This window comes from Arthrobacter sp. Z5-13 (assembly GCF_056499105.1).
Window position 1 is genome coordinate 1159014 of the sequence record NZ_CP096460.1, and the last position, 23980, is coordinate 1182993.

Sequence of the window (23980 nt, forward strand, 5' to 3'; positions counted from 1 at the left end):
CCAAGCGTCTGCCTGAGGCACAATGAGTGCATGACGCGTATAGCCATCATCGGCGGCCACGGCAAAGTGGCCTTGCAGCTCTCCACCATTCTCTCCGCGCAGGGGCAGGGCGTCACGTCCTACATCCGCAACCCGGACCACCTGGACGATGTAGCCGCGACGGGCGCAACGCCGTCGGTCCTTGACGTTGAAAACTCGACGACGGCGGAGCTCGCCGTCGCCCTGCAGAACCACGATGCTGTGGTCTGGTCGGCGGGCGCTGGAGGCGGCAATCCGGCGCGCACCTATGCGGTGGACAGGGACGCCGCCATCCGCTCGATGGATGCGGCGGCTGCGGCAGAAGTAGGACGGTACATCATGGTCTCGTACCTGGGCGCTGGGCCCGGACACGGCATACCGGAGGACAACGGCTTTTTCCCCTACGCCGACGCGAAGGCCGCTGCGGATGAATACCTGCGGGGGACCGGCCTCCAATGGACCATCCTGGGCCCGGGTACCCTCACCGATGGTCCGGGCAATGGCCTCATCGACGTCAACCCGGCAGACACCTCAACGGGCACCGCTACCTCCCGGGCAAACGTGGCACTGGTGGCCGCGGCCGTCCTGGGCCTTCCGGAGACGGCCGGACACACCATCGAGTTCCGGGACGGTTCATTGCCCATAGCAGCCGCACTGCAGGCGGTGTACTGAGCGCTAACAGCCCGCGGTCAGGATGATGATGCAGGTTCCAGTTCAAGCCAATTGGCTTCAACATGGTCCAAGGCACGGCGCACTGCCCCCACGGTGACGATGGCATCGCCGAGGGGCGAGGCGGCCAGACGCGGCGGCGTGGCCGTCAGCTTGGGGAGGCGTTCTGCCACTGACTCCAAGAGGACGCCGGCGGACTTGGCAACGCCACCACCGATCACCACAAGTTCGGGGTTCACCATGGTGGCAACTGTCGCGATCACCCGCGCCACGCGGTCGGACAGACGGTCGAGGATAGCCAGGGCGACGGCGTCGCCGGCCGCGGCGGCCGCAAAAACATCCTCTGCCTCCACCTCCGTGCCCGGTGCTGACGGACGCAAAGTTGTCTTGGCCGGGCCAGCGAGGGCTTCCGCGGCCCACCGACGTGCCAGTGAGGCGATGCCGAACGGATCGCCGACGCCTTCCACCAGGTCCAGATAGGCCATCTCGCCGAAACCACCTCCGGATCCCCGGAGCAGCCTGCCGTCTTCGATGACCCCGGAGCCAAAGCGTTCACTGGCGAGAATCACCACGACGTCGTCGACGCCAACGGCCGATCCGCGCCAGCGTTCGCCCAGAGCCGCAAGATTGGCGTCATTCTCCAGCAGGACGTTCCAATCGTGCAGGTCCGTCAGCGCAGAGCGAAGCCCGACGTCGAACATTCCCCAAAAGCTCTGGGTGACCAGGACATCCCCATTGCGGTCAACGGGAGCGGCGATGCCAACGCAGACTGACATGACGTCCTGAGGAGATGCTCCGGCGTCCTCCAGGGCGGCGATGGCCGTACGGTCAATGACTTCGATCCTTTCAGTTGCCGGGATCTCGGCTGACCGGAAGGGCTGGCTCGCACGGCCCTGCAGCGTGCCGCGTAAATCAGCTACCACCACTGTCGTCTTTGCTACGCCCACGTCCACTCCGAGCACGTAACCCGCGCGCTGGTTGAGTTCGAACCGCCGCGCCGGGCGTCCCTTCTGGTATCCGCCGAAATCGCGCTGGTTGGGAAGCTCTCGCACCCAGCCACGCTGCGCAAGGTCTTCGCACACGGCAATCACTGTAGCCCGGGTCAGGCCGGTTGCCTCGATGAGCTCCGTCACGGTGACTGCCGTGGTGGAACGCATCACCAGCAATATGGCCTCGGCATTCACCCTCCGCAGCAACTGAGGCGTCGCAGCCGTAATTTCAGACATTCCTCTTGACCTCCCTGTGGTTCTGCTCACATAATACGTGAGGAACTAAATTTAGAACCTATATAAATACCGTTCCGCTCATGAAGTTCGTCATCAGCGAACCCCCGGCCCTTTTGCAAAGGAGCAACAGTGAAAATTCCTCAGCACGTCCCTGGCCGCAGCCAGGGCGGATGTGAGCTATGAATGCCGCCCTGCCCACCCGCCGTTTGCTGCTGAAGGCGGCAGGCTTATCCTGCGCCGCCGCGCTCCTGCCCCTTTCAGGTTGCGCAACGTCGTCACAGACGCAGCCGAAGGGCGTCACCCAGCTGCGATTCATGCAGAACAAACCCGAAGTCGTGTCCTACTTCAACGAGGTCATCAAGGACTTTGAAGCTCTAAATCCCGATATCCACGTGGTTCAGGACTTCAACGAAGGCAACTTTGTACCCTCGCTGGTCCGGAATGATCCGCCCGACGTCGTGACACGCGGTTTTGCCCAGACCACTGCAGACTTCACCCGGAAGGGCGTTTTTACGGACCTTTCCGGTTTGCCGTCCGCCGCCACAATCGATCCCAAGGTCCAGGCCCTGGTGAATTCGTGGGGCCAGTACAAAGGCGAAACCAGCGCCATTCCGTTCTCCCTCGCCGGGGCAGGGGTGATTTACAACCGGGAAATCTTCGCTCAGTACGGGGTGGCTGTGCCGGCGACGTGGGATGAGTTCCTGGCCGCCTGCGAAACCTTCCGTGCGGCAGGAATTACCCCGATTTACGGAACGTTCAAGGACACCTGGACCCTTCAGCAGGGTGCTTTCGACTACGTCACCGGGGGGACTGTGGACGTGGAGGACTTCTTCGCCAGTCTCTACGCCAAGGGCGCCGACATCCGGGAAGATGCTGCCGAGTCCTTCTCCAGCAACTTCGGCCCGGCCCTCCCCAAGATCCTGCAGCTCACCGCGTTCACCCAGACCGGGGCCTCAAGCAAAAACTACGCAGACGGCAACGCGGCTTTCGGCAGGGGACAGGCAGCCATGTACCTCCAAGGGCCCTGGGCGCTGTCCGAACTGGTCAAAGCCAACAAAGACATCCGGCTGGGTACCTTCCCGCTGCCTGCCACCAGCAATCCCGCCGACACCAAAGCCCGCGTCAACGTTGATATGGCCTTGTCCATCACCCGGAACACACCCAACCGGGCAGCGGCGGAAAGGTTCGTGAACTACCTCCTGGAGCCGTCGGTGGTGAACACCTTCAACGAAAAGAACGCAGCATTCTCACCCCTCCTGGACGCTCCTGCTGGGGGTAACCCGCAGATCAGCGGCCTGGCTCCCTATGTCGCTGAGGGGCGCTACTACCAGGGGGCAGGCACGTACTTCCCGCCGTCGGTCCCGTTGGGAAATTACATCCAATCCTTCGTGTACAACAGCAACGCCGGGCAGTTCCTCAGGGACCTCGACGCCGAGTGGCGCCGCGTTGCTGAACGCACCGCCGTCTGACCCCCACCTTCAGGAGCAAGAAATGACCACAACTTCCCCGGTGGGACAGGCAACGCCGTCAACCCGCCACACCGCGAGCGCTGGCTCTCCACCCGCGGGTTCCCCACAACTCAGGCTGACCAGGGACAAAGTCGATCCAACGTTCTACTGGATGCTGATTCCTGTGCTGGCCCTATTCGCCTTCTTCATCACCCTCCCAGCGCTCGTGGGAGTCTTCTTCAGCCTGACCAATTACGCGGGCTACGGTGACTGGAAATTCATTGGCCTCACCAACTACGTCAACATCTTCAAGGACCCTGCGGTTCTGCAGTCCTACCTCTTCACCTTCTTCTTCGCGCTGACCACCACAATTGTGGTCAACATCGTTTCGCTGGCCATCGCCCTCGGACTGAATGCCAACATCAAATGGCGCACCGGCATCCGCACCGTCTTTTTCATTCCCATGGTGCTCTCGGCCCTCATCGTCTCGTTCGTGTTCAACTACCTGTTCTCCAACACCCTTCCTGTCCTTGCCGAGCGCTTCGGGCTGACACCGCTGGCCAGCAGCATCCTGGCAAACGAGAACCTCGCCTGGATCGCCATCGTGCTCGTGACCGTGTGGCAGGCGGCGCCTGGAGCCACCATCATCTATTTGGCGGGCCTGCAAAGCGTTCCGTCCGAGGTCTACGAGGCAGCCGACCTGGATGGTGCCGGGAGCTGGCGCCAATTCACCCACCTAACGCTGCCGCTGATCCTCGGGTACCTGGTCATCAACGTGATCCTCGGCTTCAAGGGATTCCTGGGCACGTACGAAATCATCGTCGGGCTCACGGGCGGCGGCCCGGGCATGGCGACACAGTCGGTGGCCATGCGGATCTTCTCGGGCTTCACCGGAGGCGATTACTCCTACCAAATGGCCAACGCCGTCATCTACTTCCTCATCACCCTGCTCATCTCCGTCATCCAATTGCGCCTCATCCAGCGCCGGGGGGTCTCACTCTAATGACCGCATCAACAGCACTGCCCCACTCCGCTTCCGCCGCAAATGACCGGCGCCGGCCGCCTGTTCACCGGCCGCTTTTGCGCCGCTCGTCCCGGGAAGGCTTCAAGGTCAACTGGTGGCTGACTGCCTTGATGCTTGTGGCATCGCTGACCATCCTGCTGCCGCTCTACTTCACCGTCGCCATGGCCTTAAAGTCAGCGGATCAGATCGGCACCGGTACCGGCCTGGCGTGGCCCTCGCCCATGAACTGGAACAACTTCGCTGAGGCCTATGTAGCTACCAACTTTCCAAAGGCCTTCCTGTCCACAGCGTTTGTTACTGTGTTCAGTGTGCTTGGTGCACTGGCATCCAGTTCGCTCGTCGCTTACGCAATCGTGCGCAACTGGCACCGGAAGTTTTTCCGCGGATCGTTCGTGTATCTCCTTTCGGCCATGTTCATACCGTTTCCCGTCATCATCCTGCCGCTTATCAAGCAGACGGCCATGCTGGGGTTGGACAACCCAGGCGGAGTGATCTTCCTGCACGTCCTGGGCGGCATTTCGTTCAACACCCTCCTGTACATCGCGTTTGTCCGCTCCATCCCGGTGGAGCTGGAGGAGTCAGCGCGGATGGACGGGGCCACCACATGGCAGGTGTTCCGGAAGATTATCTTTCCGCTGCTGGCCCCGATGAACGCCACTGTGGGCATCTTCGCCTTCCTCGGCTCGTGGAATGACTTCCTGCTGCCGCAGATGATGATCGCCGATCCCGCGCTGCAGACTCTCCCCGTGGTGCAGATGCTTTTCCAAGGCGAATTCAACACTGACTACAGTCTCGCCTTCGCTTCCTACCTCATGGCCATAGCGCCCACCCTCGTGGTGTACATCCTGGCTCAGCGGTGGGTACTCTCCGGAGTAATGCGCGGTGCAGTCAAATAAGGCCGTCAGCCAGGCCGACCAATCCTTCAATACCTATCAAACAAACACACCAGAAAAGGAAAATCCCCTTGTCCACCACTGCCACTCTGGCAACCGTGTCCGATTCCGACCTCGCAGCCGATCCCAACTGGTGGCGCCAGGCCTCCGTTTACCAGATCTACCCGCGCAGCTTCTCTGACTCCAACGGGGACGGCCTGGGCGATATCAGGGGCATCACCGCCAAGGTGCCTTACCTCAAAAAGTTGGGTATCGACGCCGTCTGGCTCAGCCCGTTCTACCCCTCGGCGCTCGCCGATGGAGGTTACGACGTCAACAATTACCGTGACGTCGACCCGAAGCTGGGCACCCTCGAAGACTTCGCCGGGATGTCAGCAGCGCTCCACGCGGCCGGCATCAAGCTGATCGCGGACATCGTCCCGAATCACTCATCCAATCTTCACGCGTGGTTCCAGGAGGCACTGGCGTCGCCCAAAGGCTCTGCTGCTCGCGACCGCTATATCTTCCGCGACGGTAAGGGTCCCGACGGCGAGTTCCCGCCGTCGGACTGGGACTCTGTTTTCGGCGGTCCCGCCTGGGAGCGCATTACCGAACCGGACGGCAGCCCGGGGCAGTGGTACATGCACATCTTCGCCAAGGAGCAGCCGGACCTGAACTGGGCCAATCGGGAGGTCCGCGATGACTTCCTCAAGACGCTCCGCTTCTGGTCGGACCGCGGCGTGGACGGGTTCCGGGTGGATGTGGCGCACGCCCTGACCAAGGACCTGACTGAACCGCTGCAGTCCAAGCTCGAAATCGGTACCGAGGACGGCACTTTGGACGGATCGCACCCCTTCTGGGACCGTGACGAGGTCCATGAGATCTATGCCGAGTGGCGCGAGGTCTTCAACGAGTACAACCCGCCCCGCACCGCCGTCGCCGAGGCATGGGTCCATGCAAGCCGCCGTCCGCGCTACGCCAGCCCGAAGGGCCTGGGCCAGGCCTTCAACTTCGACCTCCTGCAGGCTGATTTCGATGCGCAGGAGTTCCGGGAGATCATCACCCGGAACCTCGAGGAAGCGGCCGCAACCGGTGCCTCGTCCACCTGGGTTTTCTCCAACCACGACGTCGTCCGGCACGCCACGCGTTATGGCCTGCCCAAAGCAGCGCGTGACGCGAACAAGCGCGGCAAGGGCCAGGACGGCAAGGCGTGGCTCCTCGCTGGGGCACCGGAGGAGGAATTGGACCGTGAGATGGGCCTTCGCCGTGCCCGGGCCGCGACCCTGCTGATGCTGGCATTACCGGGCTCCGCCTACCTCTACCAGGGCGAGGAGCTCGGGCTTCAGGAAGTGCCGGAGATCCGCGACTCCGAACGCCAAGACCCGTCATTCTTCCGCAACAAGGGTGTCGAGGTTGGCCGGGACGGTTGCCGCGTGCCGCTGCCCTGGACTGCCGAGGGCACTTCCTACGGATTCGGCGACGGCGGTGCTCATCTTCCGCAGCCGCATTGGTTCAGCGAATACGCGGTCGAGGTCCAGGACGGGCAGGAAGGCTCCACGCTGGAGCTTTACCGGGCGGCCCTGCGCCTGCGGCGGGAGCTGCAGGCTGCGGAGGAGCTGACCTGGCTCGAAAGCGCCAGCCTCGAGGTGCTGCACTTTACCCGCCCGGGCGGCTGGCAGGTGGTGACAAACTTCGGCGACGAGCCTCTCGAGCTTCCCGCAGGGGAACTTCTGGTCAGCAGCGGGCCCCTGGAAGACGGCCGGTTGCCGGCAAACACCACTGTTTGGTTGCGCTAACAGTCGGAAGTAATACTTTCGGGACAATGCATCCTGTCTGATGGGCCCTCTCCCGGCCTATCGGGCGGGATGCTCCCGTTTTCGTGGAGGATAATTGGTCGTATTGTTCACAACAGGTAGCCGCATTACTTCGCCGTAGACCGCTCTGGCCGGATACGGTAGATCTATGACGTCTACCACCGCCGCCGAAACACTACGGCCGACACGCAGAATCCCCGCTGAAATTGCCCGTTCCTGGCTTCTAGTCAACGCCATGAAGACGGAGCTTTTCCAGCAGTCCGCTGTCTCCCGCGCTGACGCGATCATTCTTGATATCGAAGATGCCGTTGACCCTTCCCAGAAGGATCGTGCCCGCCAGAACATCATCGAATGGCTGACAGCCGGCGGCAAGGCCTGGGTCAGGATCAACGACGCCACCAGCCCGTTCTGGGCCGCAGACCTCGCCGGACTCCGCGGCACCCCCGGGCTTCTGGGTGTGATGCTTGCAAAGACCGAGTCCGCAGACCAGGTCACCGAGAGCTTCCACCGCATGGACGGCAACACTCCAGTCATCCCCCTCGTCGAATCAGCGGTGGGCATTGAAGAAGCCAACAACATCGCCAAAGCCCAGGGCGCCTTCCGGCTGGCCTTCGGTTCCGGCGACTTCCGCCGCGACACCGGCATGGCCGCTACTCCGGAGGCCATGGCCTACCCCCGTGCCAAACTGGTTGTAGCCAGCCGGGTCGGCAACCTGCCGGGCCCTATCGACGGACCCACGGTGGGAACCAATCATCCCATCCTGCGTGAGCAGACCGGCATCACAGTCATGATGGGCATGACCGGCAAGCTCTGCCTCGCCATTGACCAGACGAGCGTTATCAACGAGGTCATCAGCCCCACGCCGTCAGACGTCGCATGGGCCACCGACTTCATGGCGGACTTTGAGGCCAACGGCCGGGTGATTCGGGACGGATCCGATCTTCCACGCCTTGGCCGGGCGGAAAAGATCATGAAGCTGGCCGCAGCCTTCGGCGTGCAGCCGGCACTCTGACCCTCAGCACGCCAATCATTGATTCTCAGAGGACCCCGTGACCGATTCCACTTATCTGGTCCACGGGGTCTTTTGGGATGGGCCCGCAGCTGTACGGCCAGGAGGCGACGGCGGAATGCCGCTCCTGCGGCTTCAGCACCGCGGAGGCGGGTTTAGTGAGATCCCGCTTGCTTCCGGTGTCCATCTCGGCTTTCGCCTGTCGGAATCCGGAAAATTCTGCCTCGGCCACCACAAGGTGCATTCGGCGTCCGAACGCGATCATGTCCTGTGTCCGGAGCAGGCCCCCGCGGTGAAGGGCAACCAGTGTGAGCGCTGCTTCGTGGTGGACGATTCCCGCCTGATCCACGATTTCCACCGTGGCGGGCGGGTGCCGCCAGGTCTGCGTGCCTACCTGTCACAACAGCACTGGCTCTATGTTGCAACGTTCGCCGATGGCGCCACCAAGGTGGGAACGGCGTCGAACCTCCGCAAATGGAACCGCTTGGCCGAACAGGGCGCAGTGGTTGCCAGGTATGTTGCGCGTGCGGACGATGGCCGGATCGTCAGGGTGCTGGAGGACATGGTCAGCCGCGAGGCAGGGCTGCCACAACAGATCCGATCTGCGGCGAAAGCTGCTGCCTTGACCGAACCGTCCCCCGCCGTCGGACTGGATGCATGGAACAAGCAGCTGGCAGGCAAGGTGCGCACCCTGCTTGCGGCTGCAGCCGTGGGAGGTTTCGACGTGGTGGATGAGCAATGGATTCGTCCCTCCCAGGCCGATCCTGTCTCCTTGCCAGGCTCGGGGCTCCGGCACGCGTACCCGCACGATTTGAGCGGGGGCGTGCACGGGTTCCGGATCAATTCCCTCAACGGCGGCTACGCCCTGGCCTCTATCGAAGGGTCTGAACTCGAGTTCGTGGTGAGCCTGGGCCAGCTGAAAGCCCGGAGGATCGAACTGGGCAATCACCGCTCCGAAGTGCCGGCTGTGCAGGAATCCCTGTTTTGAGATCCCTGTTTTCATCAGCCAGTAAACTGGCACGGTGCTGAACGAATTCTGGGCCTCGGCCTCAACCACCTACAAAATCCTCGTCTTCAGTGCCATGGGACTGATCGCCGTCGGGATCATCCTCAATCTGCTCGGCAACACCTCGCAGAATCAGGGACTTGCTGTGGCGTCCCTGCCAGTGATCGGTCTGGGGCTCGTTTTGCATATTGTGGCACTGGTGGTCCGGGGCCAACAGATCCGGAAGGGTTACAAGAGGTAGTCCGCCCGGACGATAGGCTTGAGGCCATGAGTATCAATCCGGATCTGCAGGGCCGTAGCTACCCTGCCGCAGAGGTGTACGACGTCGGCCGCGAGAAAATCCGCGAGTTTGCCCGCGCGGTCAAGGCAACGCATCCCGCCCATTTTGACCTGGATGCAGCCATTGCCCTCGGACACCCCGACCTCGTGGCCCCTCCCACTTTTGCGATCATCGTTGCCCAGCGGGCCGACGCGCAGCTGATCGAGGATCCGGACTCCGGCATTGACTTCTCCCGGGTGGTCCACGCAGACCAGCGGTTTGTCCACCACCGGCCCATCATCGCCGGTGACAGGCTGGTGGCTGAACTCCACGTGGACGGCGTCCGCTCCATGGGTGGCGGGGCCATGATCACCACCCGTTCAGAAATCTTCGCCCTGTCAGAGGGCGCTTCACGCAGGAACGTCGCCACCACCACGTCCTCAATTCTGGTTCGCGGAGAGGAACAGTAACCATGACCCCTAATTTCGCAGACCTCACCGTAGGCCAGGACCTGGGCAAGCGCACCATAGGCGTCACCCGGCAGGATCTGGTCAAGTACGCCGGCGCCTCAGGTGACTTCAACCCCATCCACTGGAACGAGTCCTTCGCCACCGGCGTGGGCCTCCCCGGTGTCATCGCCCATGGCATGTTCACCATGGGAGCCGCCGTGCAGCTGGTCACAGACTGGGCAGGGGACCCGGCAGCGGTGGTGGATTTCCAGACCCGCTTCACCAAGCCCGTCCTCGTAACCGACACCACCGGATCTGACGAGCCCGGGGCCAACATCGAGGTCAGTGGGACTGTCGGAGCCCTCGATGAGGATGCCAAGACTGCCCGGGTTGATCTCACGGTCGTCGCCGGAGGACAAAGAGTTCTCATGAAAGCCCAGGCCGTAGTCAGGCTTGGCTGAGACTTTGGATCCTTCGATGCCCGTTAAGCTGTTGAGGTGACCCAGACGCTGCTCGCCGACCTCACCACTGCCGCCGTCGGCGGTCCCGCCGCCTCTTTCATCGAGGCCCGCACGGAAGCCGAGATCATCGACGTCGTGCGTTCCGCCGATGCCGTGGGGGAGCCGCTGCTGATCATCGGCGGCGGGTCCAATCTCCTGATTTCCGACGACGGGTTCCCCGGAACGGTCCTGAAGCTCTCCTCCGAGGGATTCAGCGTCAGCGCTGAGGACTCCTGCGGTGGCGTGGCCGTGGTGGTCCAGGCGGGGCACAACTGGGATGACCTGGTGCAGCACGCGGTGCTGCACGCCTGGTCCGGCATCGAGGCACTCTCCGGAATCCCTGGCTCTACGGGCGCCACCCCGGTTCAGAACGTGGGTGCTTATGGAGCAGATGTCTCGCAGACCATCGCCGCCGTACGGACGTGGGACCGGGAGAAAAATGCCGTTCGGACCTTTACAAATTCCGAGCTGAAGTTCGGCTACCGCGATTCCCTGCTGAAGCAGACAACCGTGAACGGATCGCCGCGGTTTGTGGTGCTGACGGTGGAGTTCCAGTTGCCGCTGGGCCGCATGAGCGCGCCCATCCGCTATGCCGAACTGGCGCGTGCGCTCGGCGTCGAACAGGGCAAGCGGGCGTACTCCAATGACGTGCGGCGGGAAGTTTTGCGGCTCCGCGCATCCAAGGGCATGGTCCTGGATGCGGGGGACAGGGACACCTACTCAACGGGATCGTTCTTCACCAACCCCATCGTTCCTCCGGCCGTAGCAGACGAACTGCCGCAGGACGCGCCCCGCTATCAGTCCGGCAGCGATGGCCTGGTAAAACTCTCGGCAGCCTGGCTGATTGATAAGGCCGGCTTCGCCAAGGGATTCGGATTGGAACCGGACAGCGTTTCGGGAGGCCGGGCCGCCTTGTCCACCAAACACACCCTGGCCATCACCAACCGAGGCTCCGCCACGGCCTCTGACATGGCGGCTATCGCGCGTGAGGTGAGGCGCGGCGTCGTCGAACGCTTTGGCATCGAACTGCATCCGGAACCACTGCTGATCGGCGTCGAGCTGTAGGTTCGGGATGGGCCTCAGGTTCCCGGTTCCCAGTTCCCGGGGCTTACGGCTTACATTCTGGAGGAGGGTGCGGCGCCGCCCTGCTGAAGAGCAGATAGGTGAAACCGGACGCCGCTGCGGCCAGTCCGAAGACCTGGCAGAAGGCCACCGATTGGGGGCTTGGCCCGCTACGAAGCAGCAGTCCTGCTCCTGCAAAGGCGAGGGCTCCCAGCAGGAACACCACCGTGCCGGGCAGGAAGCTGCGCAGCGTGGACGGGAGCTCATCCTCGGGGTCCGGAGCAGCTTCTGGAACAACTTCATGGTGCAGCTGAAGCAATGCTGCCGCTGTGAAGCTGAATACGGCCAGGACGATGCCTGCCGATGACACCCGCTGCAGCGTAGCCATCGCGGGTGACAGACTTGTCCCGCTGGCTACCGCCACGGCGAGTCCAGCAGCCATACCTGCAGCGCTGGAGGCCCAACCCAGCAGGGCGAGCCTCCGGCATACGGGCCGCAGGAGGGGCCACAAGTCACCCATGGTCATGATTTCAGCGTAGGAGCGCGGGCTGGGCACCAACTGGGAGTTGACTGTACTTTGCTTTGGGTGGGCTTTTATGGGACCAGGATCTATCTGCCCCGGATTTCTGGCGAGTGGCTCCGCTGCGGACTGTATTCGTCCGCAGCTGGTCCTAGGATGTTGGCATGACGGCACAGGCGCAGGCTCAGCTTTCAGAGGCCCACTCAGCTTCGGTTCCCACCCGCGATTCTTCCAACGTGCCCGTGCGGCTTTCCGCACGGGTCATGGGGCGGCTGCGTCTGGTATCCCAAGGGGTACTTGGCGAGGGCATCGGTTCCGTGCCTGAGACCGTCCGGTGGATGACGGCAATGCAGGCCCAGGACCTCCAGGCAGCACTCTGGGCGGTGGGCCTGCGCTCGTCGGGTGCTGGGCTGGGTTCGGTGCGTGCTGCCCTGGACGACGGCGAAATCGTCCGTTCCTGGCCCATGCGTGGGACCTTGCACCTGGTGGCTCCGGAGGACCTTCGCTGGATGCTCAGTATCACCACGCCGCGGATGATCAGGGCCGCGGCCACCAGGCATCGGCAACTTGAGATTTCCGAGGGCGATATCAAACTGTGCCGTGACGTTGCCTTGGAGATGCTGACAGGAGGCAGAGCGGCAACCCGTCAGGAAATGTTCGCGGCCTTTGAAGTTGCAGGGCAGGTGACCAAGGAGCAGCGGGGGGTCCATCTGCTGGGCCTGCTGTGTCAGACCGCCTCGATCGTCCTCGGACCCTTGGCCGGAAACCAGCAGAAGTTTGCTGCTTTCGATGAGTGGATTACCGGGTCGCGGAGCCTGGAACGCGAGGAGGGTATTGCAGAATGGGTCCTTCGCTACATGCGAAGCCACGGCCCCGCCACTGAACGTGATTTTTCCTGGTGGTCCGGCATCCCGCTCACTGAAGTCCGCCAAGGGTTGAAGGCGGTCGAGTCTGAGCTTGGGAAGCTGGTATTTGAGGGGACCACCTACTGGCTGTCGCCGTCCACAGCGGAAGTGCTCGACGCCGGCGTACCGGGCGAGCGTGCGGTTCAGACGCTCCCAGCCTTCGACGAGTTCCTCCTCGGCTACACGGACCGCAGCCTGGTGCTTCCCCCTGAACATGCGGACAAGATCGTCCCGGGCGGCAACGGCGTGTTCAAGAAAATCATCGTCTCAGGCGGCCGGGTGGTTGGAACCTGGGCGCTGCAGGGGAGTGGAAAGGCTGCCGGCGTCGTGCCAGTAGCCTTCGACGAGGCAAAGCCCATGGGTTCCGCAACAGCGGCCGGGTTTCGGAAAGCCGGGGAACGTTACCTGAAGTTCCTTGCCGCCTGAGGGCTGGCCGCAGCTCGAAGACCCCTGGGCATTGCGACGACGGGTTGGCGCCACCCTTGCCCGGGCTCAGAAAAGGCTGGCCGGCTAACACAAAAGCGGCCCTGCCCCGCTTGAGCGGCCCCGGAAAGGGCAGTTCAAGCGGGGCAGGGCCGTGATTGCGGTGAGCGGGGTGTTGGTGAACGGGGTGAAGCCAGAGCCAGGGGCAGGACTACAGAGTGCCGGTGGCGATGTTCAGCATGCGGCGGAGCGGTTCGGCGGCACCCCACAGGAGCTGATCGCCCACGGTGAAGGCGCTGATGTACTCCGGGCCCATTTCGAGCTTGCGGATCCGGCCCACGGGGATGTCCAGCGTGCCCGATGCAGCCACCGGGGTCAGGCTCGCCATGGAGTCTTCCTTGGTGTTCGGCACCACCTTGGCCCACTGGTTGTCCGCAGCGAGGATGCTTTCGATCTCAGCCACCGAGAGGTCTTCGCGGAGCTTGAGGGTCAGAGCCTGGGAGTGCGAACGCATGGCGCCGATGCGGATGCACAGGCCGTCCATTACGATGTGGTTCTCGGCGGAGGTGCCAAGGATCTTGTTGGTCTCCGCGCCCGCCTTCCACTCTTCCTTGGACTGGCCGTTGCCCAGGTCCGCGTCGATCCAGGGGATCAGCGAGCCGGCCAGCGGCACTCCGAACTGCGTCGCGTCGATGTCGGAGCGCTGGTGTGCCAGAACCTTGCGGTCGATGTCCAGAATGGCCGACGCCGGGTCGTCCAGCTCCGTGCTGACCTCGGCGTTGAGAGTGCCGAACTGGCTTAGGAGCTCGCGCATGTGGCGGGCACCGCCGCCGGAGGCAGCCTGGTACGTCATGGACGTGCCCCACTCGACGAGTCCGTTCTTGAACAGGCCGCCGAGGCCCATCAGCATGCAGGACACGGTGCAGTTGCCGCCGATGAAGTCCTTGGTACCGTTCACCAGGCCCTTGTCGATGACGTCGCGGTTGATCGGGTCCAGCACGATGATCGAGTCATCGCTCATCCGCAGTGTGGAAGCTGCGTCGATCCACAAACCGTCCCAGCCGCGGCTGCGCAGCTCGGTGTGGACGCGCTTGGTGTAGTCGCCGCCCTGTGCGGTGACAATAATGGGCAGCTTTGCCAGCGTGTCGACGTCGAACGCGTCCTCGAGCTTGCCGGAGCCTTCTGCGAAAGAAGGAGCGGCACCTCCTGCATTCGAGGTGGAGAAGAACACCGGGTTGATGTTGGTGAAGTCGCCCTCGTCCTGCATGCGCTGCATCAGGACGGAGCCGACCATACCGCGCCATCCGACCAGGCCGACGGAAGGGGTAGCTGCTGTAGTCATTCGTCCAGTTTAGACTCCAGAACCTGCAGGCCGCAGTTGGTTACGTCACTACCGGCTTACGAAGGATAGGCTCACCAGTCTCGCTGAGTGGAGCGGCGGGTGGGTGGTGGTTCCACTGTCTTTCCGCTGGCCCGGCGAAGCCGGCTGGCCTTGCGCTCTTTCAAGTAGTAGGACCACGCGGTGGGGGGCAGCAAGATCGCAACGCCGAAAGCAATGACCACTTGGACCCAGTTGTGTGTACCGGGGGTCGTGACCACGATGATGCCGAGCACGAAAACCAGAGCACAGATGGCTGAAATCAGGATGGCGAGGAAGAGGAGTCCGCCGGTCGAATTTATGGGCTTAATGACACTGCCGGCAGAGCCTTTGTAGACACCGTATTCTTCGACGGTCAGGCCCTGTCTCTTGGCTTCGAGTTCGATCTGCGTCTGGTAGTAGCCCTTGCGGCCGTCGCCTGCCTTCTTCGACGAGCCGTTCATTAAATGCCTTCTCCCCGCGTGGCCCGTATGTGGGCCAGCAGTGCGGGAGTATCGAGCGACGTGGTTTCTTCAACGTCCTTCGTGGGATCCACCACCTTGGCAACGGCCCAGCCCTCACCGTCCGGACGGATGAGAAGGTGGTCCTCCGATGAGATTGTCTTGACACGAATGAAGGCAGTACCCGCGGGGTGGTTCCGGACGTGCCCTTCGATAATGGACAGCTCTGCGTCGGCGCCGTCTACATCCGGGTCCTGGGCGAAGACAAACCACGTGCTCAACGTCCGAGGCTGTAGAAGCAGGGAAACCTTGTCGGACTCCAGATGCACCACGGTGTCCGTCTTCTGCTGGTCCACAAGGCTGATTTCCGTCCAGCGGTGCGCCTTGGACAAAGCGTAGGCAGTAGGCACGGCCGGCCCCTCGAGCTCCAGATCATCGGTGACGGTCGCAAAGCCACGCCCCATCAGAGAAGATGAACCAGCTACACAAAGCTGATCAGACTGGACCTCTTCTTCAAGACGCAGCACCTGGGCCGATTTCTTCGCGGAATCAGTGTCAAACATCCTGATCATGTAGGCAATCTCGGCAAAGCCGAAGCCAACGGCCGTGTCTGAAGCCTCAGTCGACTCGATGCTGGTTGTCACGTTTCTACCCTTCAATTGAATTATCCGAAGCCAAGGAAGCTGGCGGCACCCTTGCCCAAATCGGCGAGATTCTTTCCTGTGTCCGCGACGAACTTGCCGGGATCCTTGACAGCATCAGTAACAGTGTTTGCGACTGTGCTCGCGGCGCCATTTACGAATTCCTTGACCGCAGGGATCTCATACACAGCAATAGCTGCGCTTGCCACCATGCAAACGGTTCCGGCTGGCGGGGGGAGGAAGGAGGCCACTCCAAGGGCCGTCTTAGCTCCCGACCAGAGCGCACCGTCCACGTTGCCGTCGGCTATGTTCTTGGCAGTGTCGAAGGCATTCAAGCCGACACCCGCCCAGCCAATGGCACGGCCGAGCCCGCCCTTGCCCAGACTTTCAAGGAGATCCCCTTGGCCCTTGAACAGAAAAGCGCTTTCCTTGAAGATGCCGCCGAATTGGTTCAGCGCAGGTATATATTTTTGAAGATTTTTGAGCCCCATCAGATCCGTTGCCGAGTCCATGAGATTGTAGGCGGCGCTGGTAGCCGGCAGCTTTGCCCATTTGGCGGCGTCCTGGAAAGCGTCGAGGCCCTTGGAGGCCATTGTTGCCAAGCCGAAAACATTTTTGGGAAGGTCTATTGAAGCTTTGATTGCGCCACGAAGACCCCACGCATCCCGGAATGGTGAGCCTTTTGCGAGCCAATCGGGTCCCCAGGGGTTTTTATCGCCGCCTTGGTTTCCCGCACCCGAACCCGAGCCACCCAGCGGCCCGCCAGCTGATCCAGGTTCACCACCGCTCGTCTTCTCCTGCGCGTTGGCGTTCTCGAGGAGCTTCTTGGATTCTTCCTTAAGACGGTCGGCGGCGCGCTGCAGGAGAGCGTGGTGATTCCCGTTCCAATTGGAGCGGAACTGGAGGGCGTCATTGCCTTTCCATGAAGTGTTGTTGTTGATTTGGCTGGTCAGCAGCGTGGATTGTTGCTGGAGACTCTCCGAAGCCTTACCAAACTGCTGTGCGAGCGTCCGCAACTGTGCGACGTCAGCGCCCCACAAGTTCCCAGTCATCAAAATCCCCCAAAAGGTTCCATATAGAACAGCGTGAGTGCTGCCCTGCCGAACAAACTGTAGCTACTTCAAGCTGACACCGCGATGGGGTCAACTCCCCATCGCACCTGCGGGGCTGGCTTCCCATCAGGAAAGCCGGACCCCGGAAGAGGCAGGCAAACGCCCACTACGCGCCGGAATGCTCGGAGAGCAGCAGCTGCTTCCGGGTCCGGATGGCAAAAAAGGCGCCAAAGGCAAAGATCTGGGCAACAACAACCAGCACAATGATGCCCACGATCTTATTTCCGCCCAGGATCATGGTCAGTCCCACGATCGCAGAGAGCAGCGCGAGCAGCGGCAGCAGCATGTAGCCCAGCACAAACAGCGTTTCTGGTTTCTTCAGCATCTCTATGCACCCTTCCGGCGCCATACGGTGAACCGGTAGCGGGTGCCGTTAGCCGAAGTGAGCCAGCCCTTGGGCGGTTCGTTGGCCGAGTTCTCCCATTCGTAACCGAGCTCCGGAGCGTAAGTGTCGCCGTCGGCCTCTGAATCGATGAACGTGACGACGGCAACGTCGGCGATGTCGACGGACTGGGCGAAAATTTCCCCACCGCCCAGGATCCAGACTGTATCCCCGCCGGGCACGAACTGGGATTCGAGCAGTGCGTCATCCAGGGACTTCACGACGACGGCGCCCTCCGCTTCGGGAGTGCTGCCCCAGTTCTCCTGGCGGGTTATCACGATGTTGGTCCGGCCGGGCAGCGGACGGTACTTGGCGCGGAAGGACAGCCAGGTCTTGCGTCCCATGATCACGGGGTGGCCTGTGGTGAGTTTCGTGAAGTGCTTCAGGTCCTCAGGAATGTGCCACGGCATGTCGCCGTCCTTCCCGATCACGCCGGCGGTGGTCTGTGCCCACACCAAGCCGACGCCGGTGATGTTTTCAGCCAGGTCTGCTGTGAAACCTTCCGGCGCTGCCTTGGATTCGGAATCTTTGCTGTTCATACGGCGATCGGAGCCTTAATCGTGGGGTGGTGCTGATAGCCAACCACCTCGAAGTCGTCCAGGGTGTAGTCAAAAATCGAGTCGGGCTTGCGGGTGATCTTCAACTGGGGATATTCATAGGGCTCCCGGGCGAGCTGCTTGAGAACCTGGTCCATGTGGTTCTCGTAGATGTGCACATCGCCACCGGTCCATACAAATTCCCCTGGTTCCAAGCCCACCTGCTGCGCCAACATGCACGTTAGCAGGGCATAGGACGCGATGTTGAAGGGGACGCCCAGGAAGGTGTCTGCCGAACGCTGGTAGAGCTGGCAGGAAAGCTTCCCGTCAGCCACATAGAACTGGAAGAACGCGTGGCACGGCGGCAGCGCCATGTCCTGTAGTTCGGCAACATTCCAGGCGGAAACCATGTGCCGGCGGGAGTCCGGATTGGCCTTCAGGTTCTCCACAAGCTCGGCGATCTGGTCGATGTGTCCGCCGTCCGGGGTGGGCCAACTGCGCCACTGGACGCCGTAAACGGGGCCGAGTTCGCCGTCGGCATCTGCCCATTCGTTCCAGATGGTGACGCCCTGGTCCTGCATCCACTTCACGTTGGTTTCGCCGCGCAGGAACCACAGCAGCTCCACAGCCACCGATTTGAAGTGGACCCTCTTGGTGGTGATGAGGGGGAAGCTTTTGCTCAGGTCAAAGCGCATTTGGCGGCCGAATACGCTGCGCGTACCTGTGCCGGTCCGGTCTGATTTGTGGGTGCCATGTTCCAGCACGTCACGCAGGAGGTCTTCATAGGGCGTTGGAATGCTCACGGTTCCAGTCTACTGACGCTCGCCAAGACGTTCTGCCAGGACCCGGAGCAGTGTGTCGTTCGCGAGCCCGGCCCTGCGGCCCTCTGCTATGTAATGTTCGACGGCGGCGGTCACCGGCGCTGGAGTCTCACCGGAGCCGGGGGCCGTGACGGGCGGCATGCCGACGACGACAGTGCCGTTCCGTCGTCGGGTCTCGATCAGGCCTGCCTGCTCCAGTTCCTTGTAGGCTCGGGCGACGGTTCCGGCCGCCAGGCCAAGGTCCGCTGCGAGCCCACGAACTGGCGGCAACCTGGCTCCCGGCTCCAAGGCACCGCGGACGATCAGGGAGGAAAGCTGGGACCGTATCTGTTCATACGGAGGGGTGGCGGAACTTAGATTGACCGAGATATCCACGGTCACGTGACGCTGTCCATCTCCGTTTCGAGAACACGGCTGCGTGGGGATGTACGGACGGGAATCAGGGCGATGAACACGGTACAGGCGGCGAGAAACACGCCAAATCCTGTCAGAAGCTCGTGGAAGCCAGAAAAGCTGGTGGGGCTGACGCGAAATCCCGCGGTGACGGCCGCCTGTTCGAAGAGCAGGAAAACCGCGGCCTCCGCAGCGAAGAAGGCCGCAAGAGTGCGGGCAGTCCGAACATAGGCGATGCTGCGATACGTTGCGTCGGGCCCAGCCGCGTTCCTGATACCGGGCCGGGTTCTGATGCTTTTGAGCACCTGGAGGGCCACCGCGACGACTATGCCCGCACACACACTGCTTTCAATCCATGCGGAACCTGTGCCCAGGTGCATTTCGCCGGAAGCGGTGGTTGCCAGGACAGATAGGAAGAGAACGACGGCCACTATGGCGGTAGTCGCAAGTGCAGGGCTCACTGCTCTTACTGGCAAGCCTCTGGGGAGCCCGGCATCCGTGTAGTTGCGGGTCAGTAGAACTTCTCCTGCAGCAATCACCCCGAGGACCGCTAACGCTGAAAGCGCAACAAACACCATCGGGCTGAATGGAACCCCGTGAGCCTGCCTGGCTTCGACAAACAGTCCTGAAAGCAACCAGCCCACAATGAGGGGGAGGGCTGCAGCCGCGACGAGCAATGGACCGAGCGAACCCACCAAGTTTGCCGCCGGATGGCGGTTGCTGATGTTCTGGTTTTTCCGGCCCGCGGGTTCCTGTATCTCATCTGCTGCCTCTTCGTTGGCAAGCTGGGGAGGCCGCCAACCCCACATCCACAGCAACACAACGAGGTTGACGATGCCCGCGTAGTTCATCCCGCCGAGCGGGGCAGTGGTCCCGGGAGGTACGTTCGTGGCAAAGTGTCCTGCGATTGCCGCAAGGCCCGAGGCCACGGTTGCTACTGTCCGAAGCAGGCGGTTTATGGCGATGGAGCGAAGGCTCCGGTTGTCCGCATCGGAAAGCCCTTCAAGTTGGCGGCGTCTCGTGATGAGAAGCAGCACCAGTACTGTCCCAACGGCCAGGACCAGGAGTGCACCGCCGAGACAAGCGGCCAGCTCAAAGCCGCTGATCCTGCCAGGCTGCCCCGACTGGGTAGGATATCCATCAGCTGTCTGTATGCGTTCCACAACAGGAAAGGCAGGCAAGCCCGCGGCCCATCCGATGAAACAGGCAGAGAAAACAAAGGCCCCGATGGTCAACCAAGCGAGCTTGCGGGGCACAAAATCCCTGAGTCTTCTCACCGAGAGGCTCGCCCGACGGCGTGTTCCTTTGTGTCCCGGATAACTGAACTGACCGATGGCGTGGATCAAAAGGCAGCCCAGGACGGGCCACGACAGCAGCCCTACGATCTCCCCTGGCGTGTCCGATGAGCCGTATGGAAATCCCGGGGCGATCGTACCGGCGTTTGCTGCTCCCTGGAGGCTGCTGGCCATCCAGCCTAGGACCCCTACCCACTTTGCATGCTTTGCAGCCGAAACAGGAGAAGCTGCACCAGCAGTCCAAACGCCCCATCTCAGCCAGAGGTAGACGAGGACAGCCAGAAGGAACGGCCACAACAGCACCATGGGTGGCAAAGTGACGTCAATCGGCATGGTTCCCCTAAGGTTCAGCACCTGAAAAGGCACTTTGTATCAAGTGCTTGATACAAAGTGTCAGTGACAAACGTCAGAGGTCAAGTCATGCTTTGCCGGTGTGAGGAGGCGTCCTGCAGCACGCGCCAGTCAGTCGTCGAAAGGCCTGAACTTCTCCACAGCGACAATCCTGCCCCGGTCTCCGCGGGACACATGGCATACAAGGATTTCCCCTGGCGCCAGGTAGGGATCTTTGGAAGGCAGGAGTGGCCGGAGGTCTGAATTCATATGGTGGCCCAGCTGTTTGAACACGGTGGGCAGTGCCGGCCGGTGCGTGCACAACAACGTGGACCGCTGTTTGTCCAGCAGGGATTCGACGACGGCGGCCGTCTTCTGCGGACTCCGGGCATGCTTGTGCTCGGTCAACGCCTCAATCACCTTGACCTTTGCATCCATGGACTTTGCGTAGGGCGCGACAGTAGCCACGCAACGAAGCCACGGACTGGTACTGATGCGGAGCGGCTTCCATGCCATCAGCAGCCGGCGGACTGCTTGGGCCTGCCTGAGTCCGGTGGCGGCCAAGGGCCGTTCGCCTTCAGCCTTGCTCCAGGACGAGCGTGGCTTTGCCTTGGCATGGCGGAGGATCACCAATGGCCAGGTGTCCAACGCGTTGCGTTCGTGGGCCGCCACCAGTTCTTCCAGTGGACCGACGTCGCTGGGGTTGCTTAGCAAGCGGGCGGCTTTGTCAGGGGAACACCACATAACGCTGTCCACTTCTTTGCCGTCAGGACGCAGCGTGGCGCCGTCGACGTCGACAGCCCAGTAGTGCACCACTTTCAGCCCCGCCGAAACGTGGTAGTGAATTGGCGGAAGCGGAATGCCCAAGGCTCCCTGGAGCCCGATCTCCTCCTCGACTTCCCTGATGGCACATTCAGGAACTGTCTCTCCTTGGTCGATTTTGCCCTTGGGCCAGGACCAATCGTCGTAGCGTGGCCTGTGAATTAGGAGGACTTCCAAACCGTCCTTGGTGAGCCGCCAGGGAATGGCGCCGGCCGCCGTAACCGCAATGGGTTCCCCGGGATGGTCGGTTTGGTCGGCAACGGGAGTGTCAAGGTCAGCAATCGGAGAATCGCTTTTCAACCCGGTGCCTACCGTCGGCTCGCCGACCGCTGGCGGGAACGCGAAGCCAGGAGCCATGACTGTACGTCCTCCAGATGCCTGCCGTCCTCCGCCAAGTGATGGCGAGTCCATTCTCCTTCGCTGTCCAGATGCCAACTGGACGTTCCAGGGTCCATGTATTTGCGGAGCATGTCCAGGACGTAGGTGGTGTCATCACCGCTCCTGAGGCGGACCAACGCCTCCACCCTCCGGTCCAGGTTGCGGTGCATCATGTCGGCGGACCCTATGAACACCACCGGGTCACCGCCATTGGCGAAGGCAAAGACCCGGGAGTGCTCCAGGAACCTACCCAAAACCGAGCGCACGATGATGTTCTCGCTCAAGCCCGGGATACCGGGCCGAAGGGAGCAGATGCCGCGGACGATGACATCCACCTGCACGCCGGCTTGTGACGCGCGGTAGAGGGAGTCAATGATGGCTTCATCCACCATCGAGTTCACCTTGATCTGCACGCGGGCGGGGATCCCGGCACGTGCATTGCGGATCTCAGTTTCGATCCGGTCGATCAAGCCTGACCGGACGGAACGAGGAGCAACCAGGAGCCGCTTGAACGTGGACTTCGGGGCGTAGCCGGAGAGCTGGTTGAACAGCTTGGACAGATCCTCGCCCACCTGCTCATTGGCGGTCAGGAGCCCCAGGTCCTCGTAGTAACGGGCGGTTCGGGGGTGATAGTTGCCGGTTCCGATGTGGCAATAACGCCGCAGTCCGTCCACTTCCTGGCGGACCACGAGGGAGAGTTTGCAGTGTGTCTTGAGGCCCACAATGCCGTACACCACGTGCACGCCGGCCTGCTCGAGCTTGCGGGCCCAAGAGATGTTGGCCTGTTCATCAAAGCGGGCCTTGATCTCAACGAGCGCCAGTACCTGCTTGCCGGCTTCGGCGGCATCGATCAGGGCATCCACAATGGGGGAGTCACCTGAAGTCCGGTAGAGGGTCTGCTTGATTGCCTGGACCTTGGGATCCGCAGCGGCCTGCTCCAGGAAAGCCTGGACCGACGTCGAGAACGAATCGTACGGGTGGTGCAGGAGGATGTCCCGACGCCGCATGGCTGCGAAGACGTTCGCAGCCTTTGATGTCTCGGACTCGTTCAAGTAGCGGGAGGTGTGCGGCACGTGCTTCGGGTAGTGGAGGTCCGCGCGGTCAATGCCGGCAATCACGGACATGCCACGGAGGTCCAGGGGCGCAGGCACTGAGTAAACCTCAGATTCCTCCACTCCAAGTTCCCTGATAAGCAGGGCGCGGATATTCGGGTTGATGTCAGTGGTGACCTCAAGGCGGACGGGTGGCCCGAAGCGTCGTCGCAGCAGTTCCTTTTCCAGAGCCTGCAGGAGGTTCTCGGCGTCGTCCTCTTCAACCTCAACGTCTTCGTTGCGGGTCACGCGGAAGGTGTGGTGTTCCAGGACCTCCATGCCTGCGAACAGCTGGTCAAGGTGGACCGCGATGACCTCTTCCAAGGCGATGAAGCGCGCAACCCGGCCCGGAATTGAACCCGCGCGGGGCCCGTCGATGGAAATGAGCCGGGGCAGCTGGTCGGGGACTTTGACGCGCGCAAACAGCTCCTTGTCACTGACCGGGTTTCGGACCACGACGGCGAGATTCAGCGACAGTCCGGAAATGTACGGGAAGGGATGGGCAGGATCCACGGCCAGGGGCGTCAGGATGGGGAAGACTTTCTCAGCGAACATCGCACTGAGCTGATCCTTGGCCTGGTCATCCAGTTCGTGCCAATGCATGAGGTGGATGTGCTCGTAGGCCAACGCCGGGCGGATCTGTTCCGCGTAGACACGCGCGTGACGTTGCTGAAGCTCGTGGGCAGCCTCGCCGATCTGTTCCAGGACCTGCACGGGGCTTAGCCCGGCGGGCGACGGAACAGCCAGCCCTGTCGCGATGCGCCGCTTGAGCCCGGCTACACGGACCATGAAGAATTCGTCCAGGTTCGAAGCAAAAATTGAGAGGAAGCTGACCCGCTCAAGGAGATGGAGATCGGGGTCCTCGGCCAACTCCAGGACCCGGGCATTGAAGGCCAGCCAGCTGAGTTCCCGGTCAAGGAAGCGGTCCGGGCTGATGTCACCCTCAGGTTCCAGGTTCGGAGCGAATTCCGGGATGTCGATGCGGTCTTGCGTTGCGCGGGACGCCGGCACTTCCGAGGAGCCAAAGCGTGCCCGAACCGATGGCACCGTGGCTTCGGACGTGGTGGTCCCGCCTGATTCCGGCTGCATGGTCTCTCCTTTTGCTGGCGCGGTTTAGTTTCAACCTTACAAGCATTCGATTCAGCAAAGACCCACGG

Annotated in this window: 25 protein-coding genes; 12 read left to right on the forward strand and 13 right to left on the reverse strand. The window is 62.1% G+C overall.

Annotation, left to right across the window (positions count from 1 at the left end; genetic code table 11):
* Window positions 1–30 precede the first annotated feature (30 nt).
* Complete coding sequence (locus M1E02_RS05475) at window positions 31–690, forward strand: SDR family oxidoreductase (RefSeq protein WP_479377132.1); 660 nt, start codon at window positions 31–33, stop codon at window positions 688–690.
* A 17-nt stretch (window positions 691–707) separates the two neighbouring features.
* Here the strand turns inward: M1E02_RS05475 and M1E02_RS05480 are convergent, their stop codons facing one another.
* A complete protein-coding gene (locus M1E02_RS05480) occupies window positions 708–1913 on the reverse strand; it encodes an ROK family transcriptional regulator (RefSeq protein ID WP_479377133.1) in 1206 nt (401 codons plus the stop codon).
* A gap of 179 nt (window positions 1914–2092) precedes the next feature.
* Here M1E02_RS05480 and M1E02_RS05485 point away from each other — a divergent pair, with 179 nt between their 5' ends.
* The 10 genes from M1E02_RS05485 to M1E02_RS05530 all read left to right on the forward strand — a co-directional run bounded on the left by M1E02_RS05485 (window position 2093) and on the right by M1E02_RS05530 (window position 11359).
* Window positions 2093–3382 (forward strand): ABC transporter substrate-binding protein, encoded by a 1290-nt coding sequence (locus M1E02_RS05485; RefSeq protein ID WP_479377134.1) that lies wholly within the window; start codon window positions 2093–2095, stop codon window positions 3380–3382.
* A gap of 22 nt (window positions 3383–3404) precedes the next feature.
* Window positions 3405–4364, forward strand: coding sequence for a carbohydrate ABC transporter permease (locus M1E02_RS05490; RefSeq protein WP_479377135.1), 960 nt, complete (start codon window positions 3405–3407; stop codon window positions 4362–4364).
* The gene (locus tag M1E02_RS05495; RefSeq protein WP_479377136.1) at window positions 4364–5281 is read left to right on the forward strand and encodes a carbohydrate ABC transporter permease; all 918 of its coding nucleotides are present in this window, start codon (window positions 4364–4366) and stop codon (window positions 5279–5281) included. The genes M1E02_RS05490 and M1E02_RS05495 overlap by 1 nt, the downstream gene beginning before the upstream one ends.
* 68 nt (window positions 5282–5349) lie before the next feature.
* Window positions 5350–7053, forward strand: coding sequence for a glycoside hydrolase family 13 protein (locus tag M1E02_RS05500; RefSeq protein ID WP_479377137.1), 1704 nt, complete (start codon window positions 5350–5352; stop codon window positions 7051–7053).
* Window positions 7054–7219: 166 nt separating this feature from the next.
* Window positions 7220–8083: an HpcH/HpaI aldolase/citrate lyase family protein gene (locus tag M1E02_RS05505; RefSeq protein ID WP_479377138.1), complete on the forward strand. Its 864-nt coding sequence runs from the start codon at window positions 7220–7222 to the stop codon at window positions 8081–8083.
* A 37-nt stretch (window positions 8084–8120) separates the two neighbouring features.
* Window positions 8121–9068 carry a DUF2797 domain-containing protein gene (locus tag M1E02_RS05510; protein ID WP_479377139.1) on the forward strand — a complete coding sequence of 316 codons (948 nt, stop codon included), beginning with the start codon at window positions 8121–8123 and terminating at the stop codon, window positions 9066–9068.
* A 34-nt stretch (window positions 9069–9102) separates the two neighbouring features.
* Window positions 9103–9327, forward strand: a complete 225-nt coding sequence (locus M1E02_RS05515; protein ID WP_479377140.1) for a DUF3188 domain-containing protein — start codon at window positions 9103–9105, stop codon at window positions 9325–9327.
* 26 nt (window positions 9328–9353) lie between these two features.
* Entirely contained in the window at window positions 9354–9815 is a 462-nt protein-coding gene (locus tag M1E02_RS05520) for an FAS1-like dehydratase domain-containing protein (RefSeq protein WP_479377141.1), read from the forward strand.
* A gap of 2 nt (window positions 9816–9817) precedes the next feature.
* The gene (locus tag M1E02_RS05525) at window positions 9818–10255 is read left to right on the forward strand and encodes a MaoC family dehydratase (RefSeq protein WP_479377142.1); all 438 of its coding nucleotides are present in this window, start codon (window positions 9818–9820) and stop codon (window positions 10253–10255) included.
* A 36-nt stretch (window positions 10256–10291) separates the two neighbouring features.
* Complete coding sequence (locus tag M1E02_RS05530; protein ID WP_479377143.1) at window positions 10292–11359, forward strand: UDP-N-acetylmuramate dehydrogenase; 1068 nt, start codon at window positions 10292–10294, stop codon at window positions 11357–11359.
* A gap of 43 nt (window positions 11360–11402) precedes the next feature.
* On the opposite strand, the gene M1E02_RS05535 is transcribed toward M1E02_RS05530, so the two are convergent.
* On the reverse strand, window positions 11403–11882 hold the full coding sequence (locus M1E02_RS05535) for a hypothetical protein (RefSeq protein ID WP_479377144.1): 480 nt from the start codon (window positions 11880–11882) through the stop codon (window positions 11403–11405).
* Between the two features lie 257 nt (window positions 11883–12139).
* Between M1E02_RS05535 and M1E02_RS05540 the strand changes: the two genes are divergently transcribed.
* A complete protein-coding gene (locus M1E02_RS05540; RefSeq protein ID WP_479378073.1) occupies window positions 12140–13207 on the forward strand; it encodes a winged helix DNA-binding domain-containing protein in 1068 nt (355 codons plus the stop codon).
* A 208-nt stretch (window positions 13208–13415) separates the two neighbouring features.
* Here M1E02_RS05540 and asd read toward each other — a convergent pair whose 3' ends face one another.
* The 11 genes from asd to M1E02_RS05595 all read right to left on the reverse strand — a co-directional run bounded on the left by asd (window position 13416) and on the right by M1E02_RS05595 (window position 23912).
* The gene (gene asd / locus M1E02_RS05545) at window positions 13416–14546 is read right to left on the reverse strand and encodes an aspartate-semialdehyde dehydrogenase (protein WP_479377145.1); all 1131 of its coding nucleotides are present in this window, start codon (window positions 14544–14546) and stop codon (window positions 13416–13418) included.
* 71 nt (window positions 14547–14617) lie between these two features.
* On the reverse strand, window positions 14618–15025 hold the full coding sequence (locus M1E02_RS05550) for a hypothetical protein (RefSeq protein WP_479377146.1): 408 nt from the start codon (window positions 15023–15025) through the stop codon (window positions 14618–14620).
* On the reverse strand, window positions 15025–15666 hold the full coding sequence (locus M1E02_RS05555) for a hypothetical protein (RefSeq protein WP_479377147.1): 642 nt from the start codon (window positions 15664–15666) through the stop codon (window positions 15025–15027). Before M1E02_RS05555 ends, M1E02_RS05550 begins: the two co-directional genes overlap by 1 nt.
* A gap of 20 nt (window positions 15667–15686) precedes the next feature.
* Window positions 15687–16715: a WXG100 family type VII secretion target gene (locus M1E02_RS05560; protein ID WP_479377148.1), complete on the reverse strand. Its 1029-nt coding sequence runs from the start codon at window positions 16713–16715 to the stop codon at window positions 15687–15689.
* Between the two features lie 166 nt (window positions 16716–16881).
* Window positions 16882–17100, reverse strand: a complete 219-nt coding sequence (locus M1E02_RS05565) for an NF038396 family protein (protein WP_479377149.1) — start codon at window positions 17098–17100, stop codon at window positions 16882–16884.
* Window positions 17101–17102: 2 nt separating this feature from the next.
* Complete coding sequence (locus M1E02_RS05570) at window positions 17103–17696, reverse strand: dihydrofolate reductase (RefSeq protein ID WP_479377150.1); 594 nt, start codon at window positions 17694–17696, stop codon at window positions 17103–17105.
* A complete protein-coding gene (locus tag M1E02_RS05575) occupies window positions 17693–18496 on the reverse strand; it encodes a thymidylate synthase (protein WP_479377151.1) in 804 nt (267 codons plus the stop codon). Before M1E02_RS05575 ends, M1E02_RS05570 begins: the two co-directional genes overlap by 4 nt.
* Before the next feature lie 9 nt (window positions 18497–18505).
* Window positions 18506–18895, reverse strand: a complete 390-nt coding sequence (locus M1E02_RS05580; protein WP_479377152.1) for a GntR family transcriptional regulator — start codon at window positions 18893–18895, stop codon at window positions 18506–18508.
* A complete protein-coding gene (locus M1E02_RS05585) occupies window positions 18892–20535 on the reverse strand; it encodes a hypothetical protein (RefSeq protein ID WP_479377153.1) in 1644 nt (547 codons plus the stop codon). Before M1E02_RS05585 ends, M1E02_RS05580 begins: the two co-directional genes overlap by 4 nt.
* Window positions 20536–20664: 129 nt before the next feature.
* A complete protein-coding gene (locus M1E02_RS05590) occupies window positions 20665–21711 on the reverse strand; it encodes an NUDIX hydrolase (protein WP_479377154.1) in 1047 nt (348 codons plus the stop codon).
* On the reverse strand, window positions 21663–23912 hold the full coding sequence (locus M1E02_RS05595; RefSeq protein ID WP_479377155.1) for an RNA degradosome polyphosphate kinase: 2250 nt from the start codon (window positions 23910–23912) through the stop codon (window positions 21663–21665). The genes M1E02_RS05590 and M1E02_RS05595 overlap by 49 nt, the downstream gene beginning before the upstream one ends.
* Between the last annotated feature and the right edge of the window lie 68 nt (window positions 23913–23980).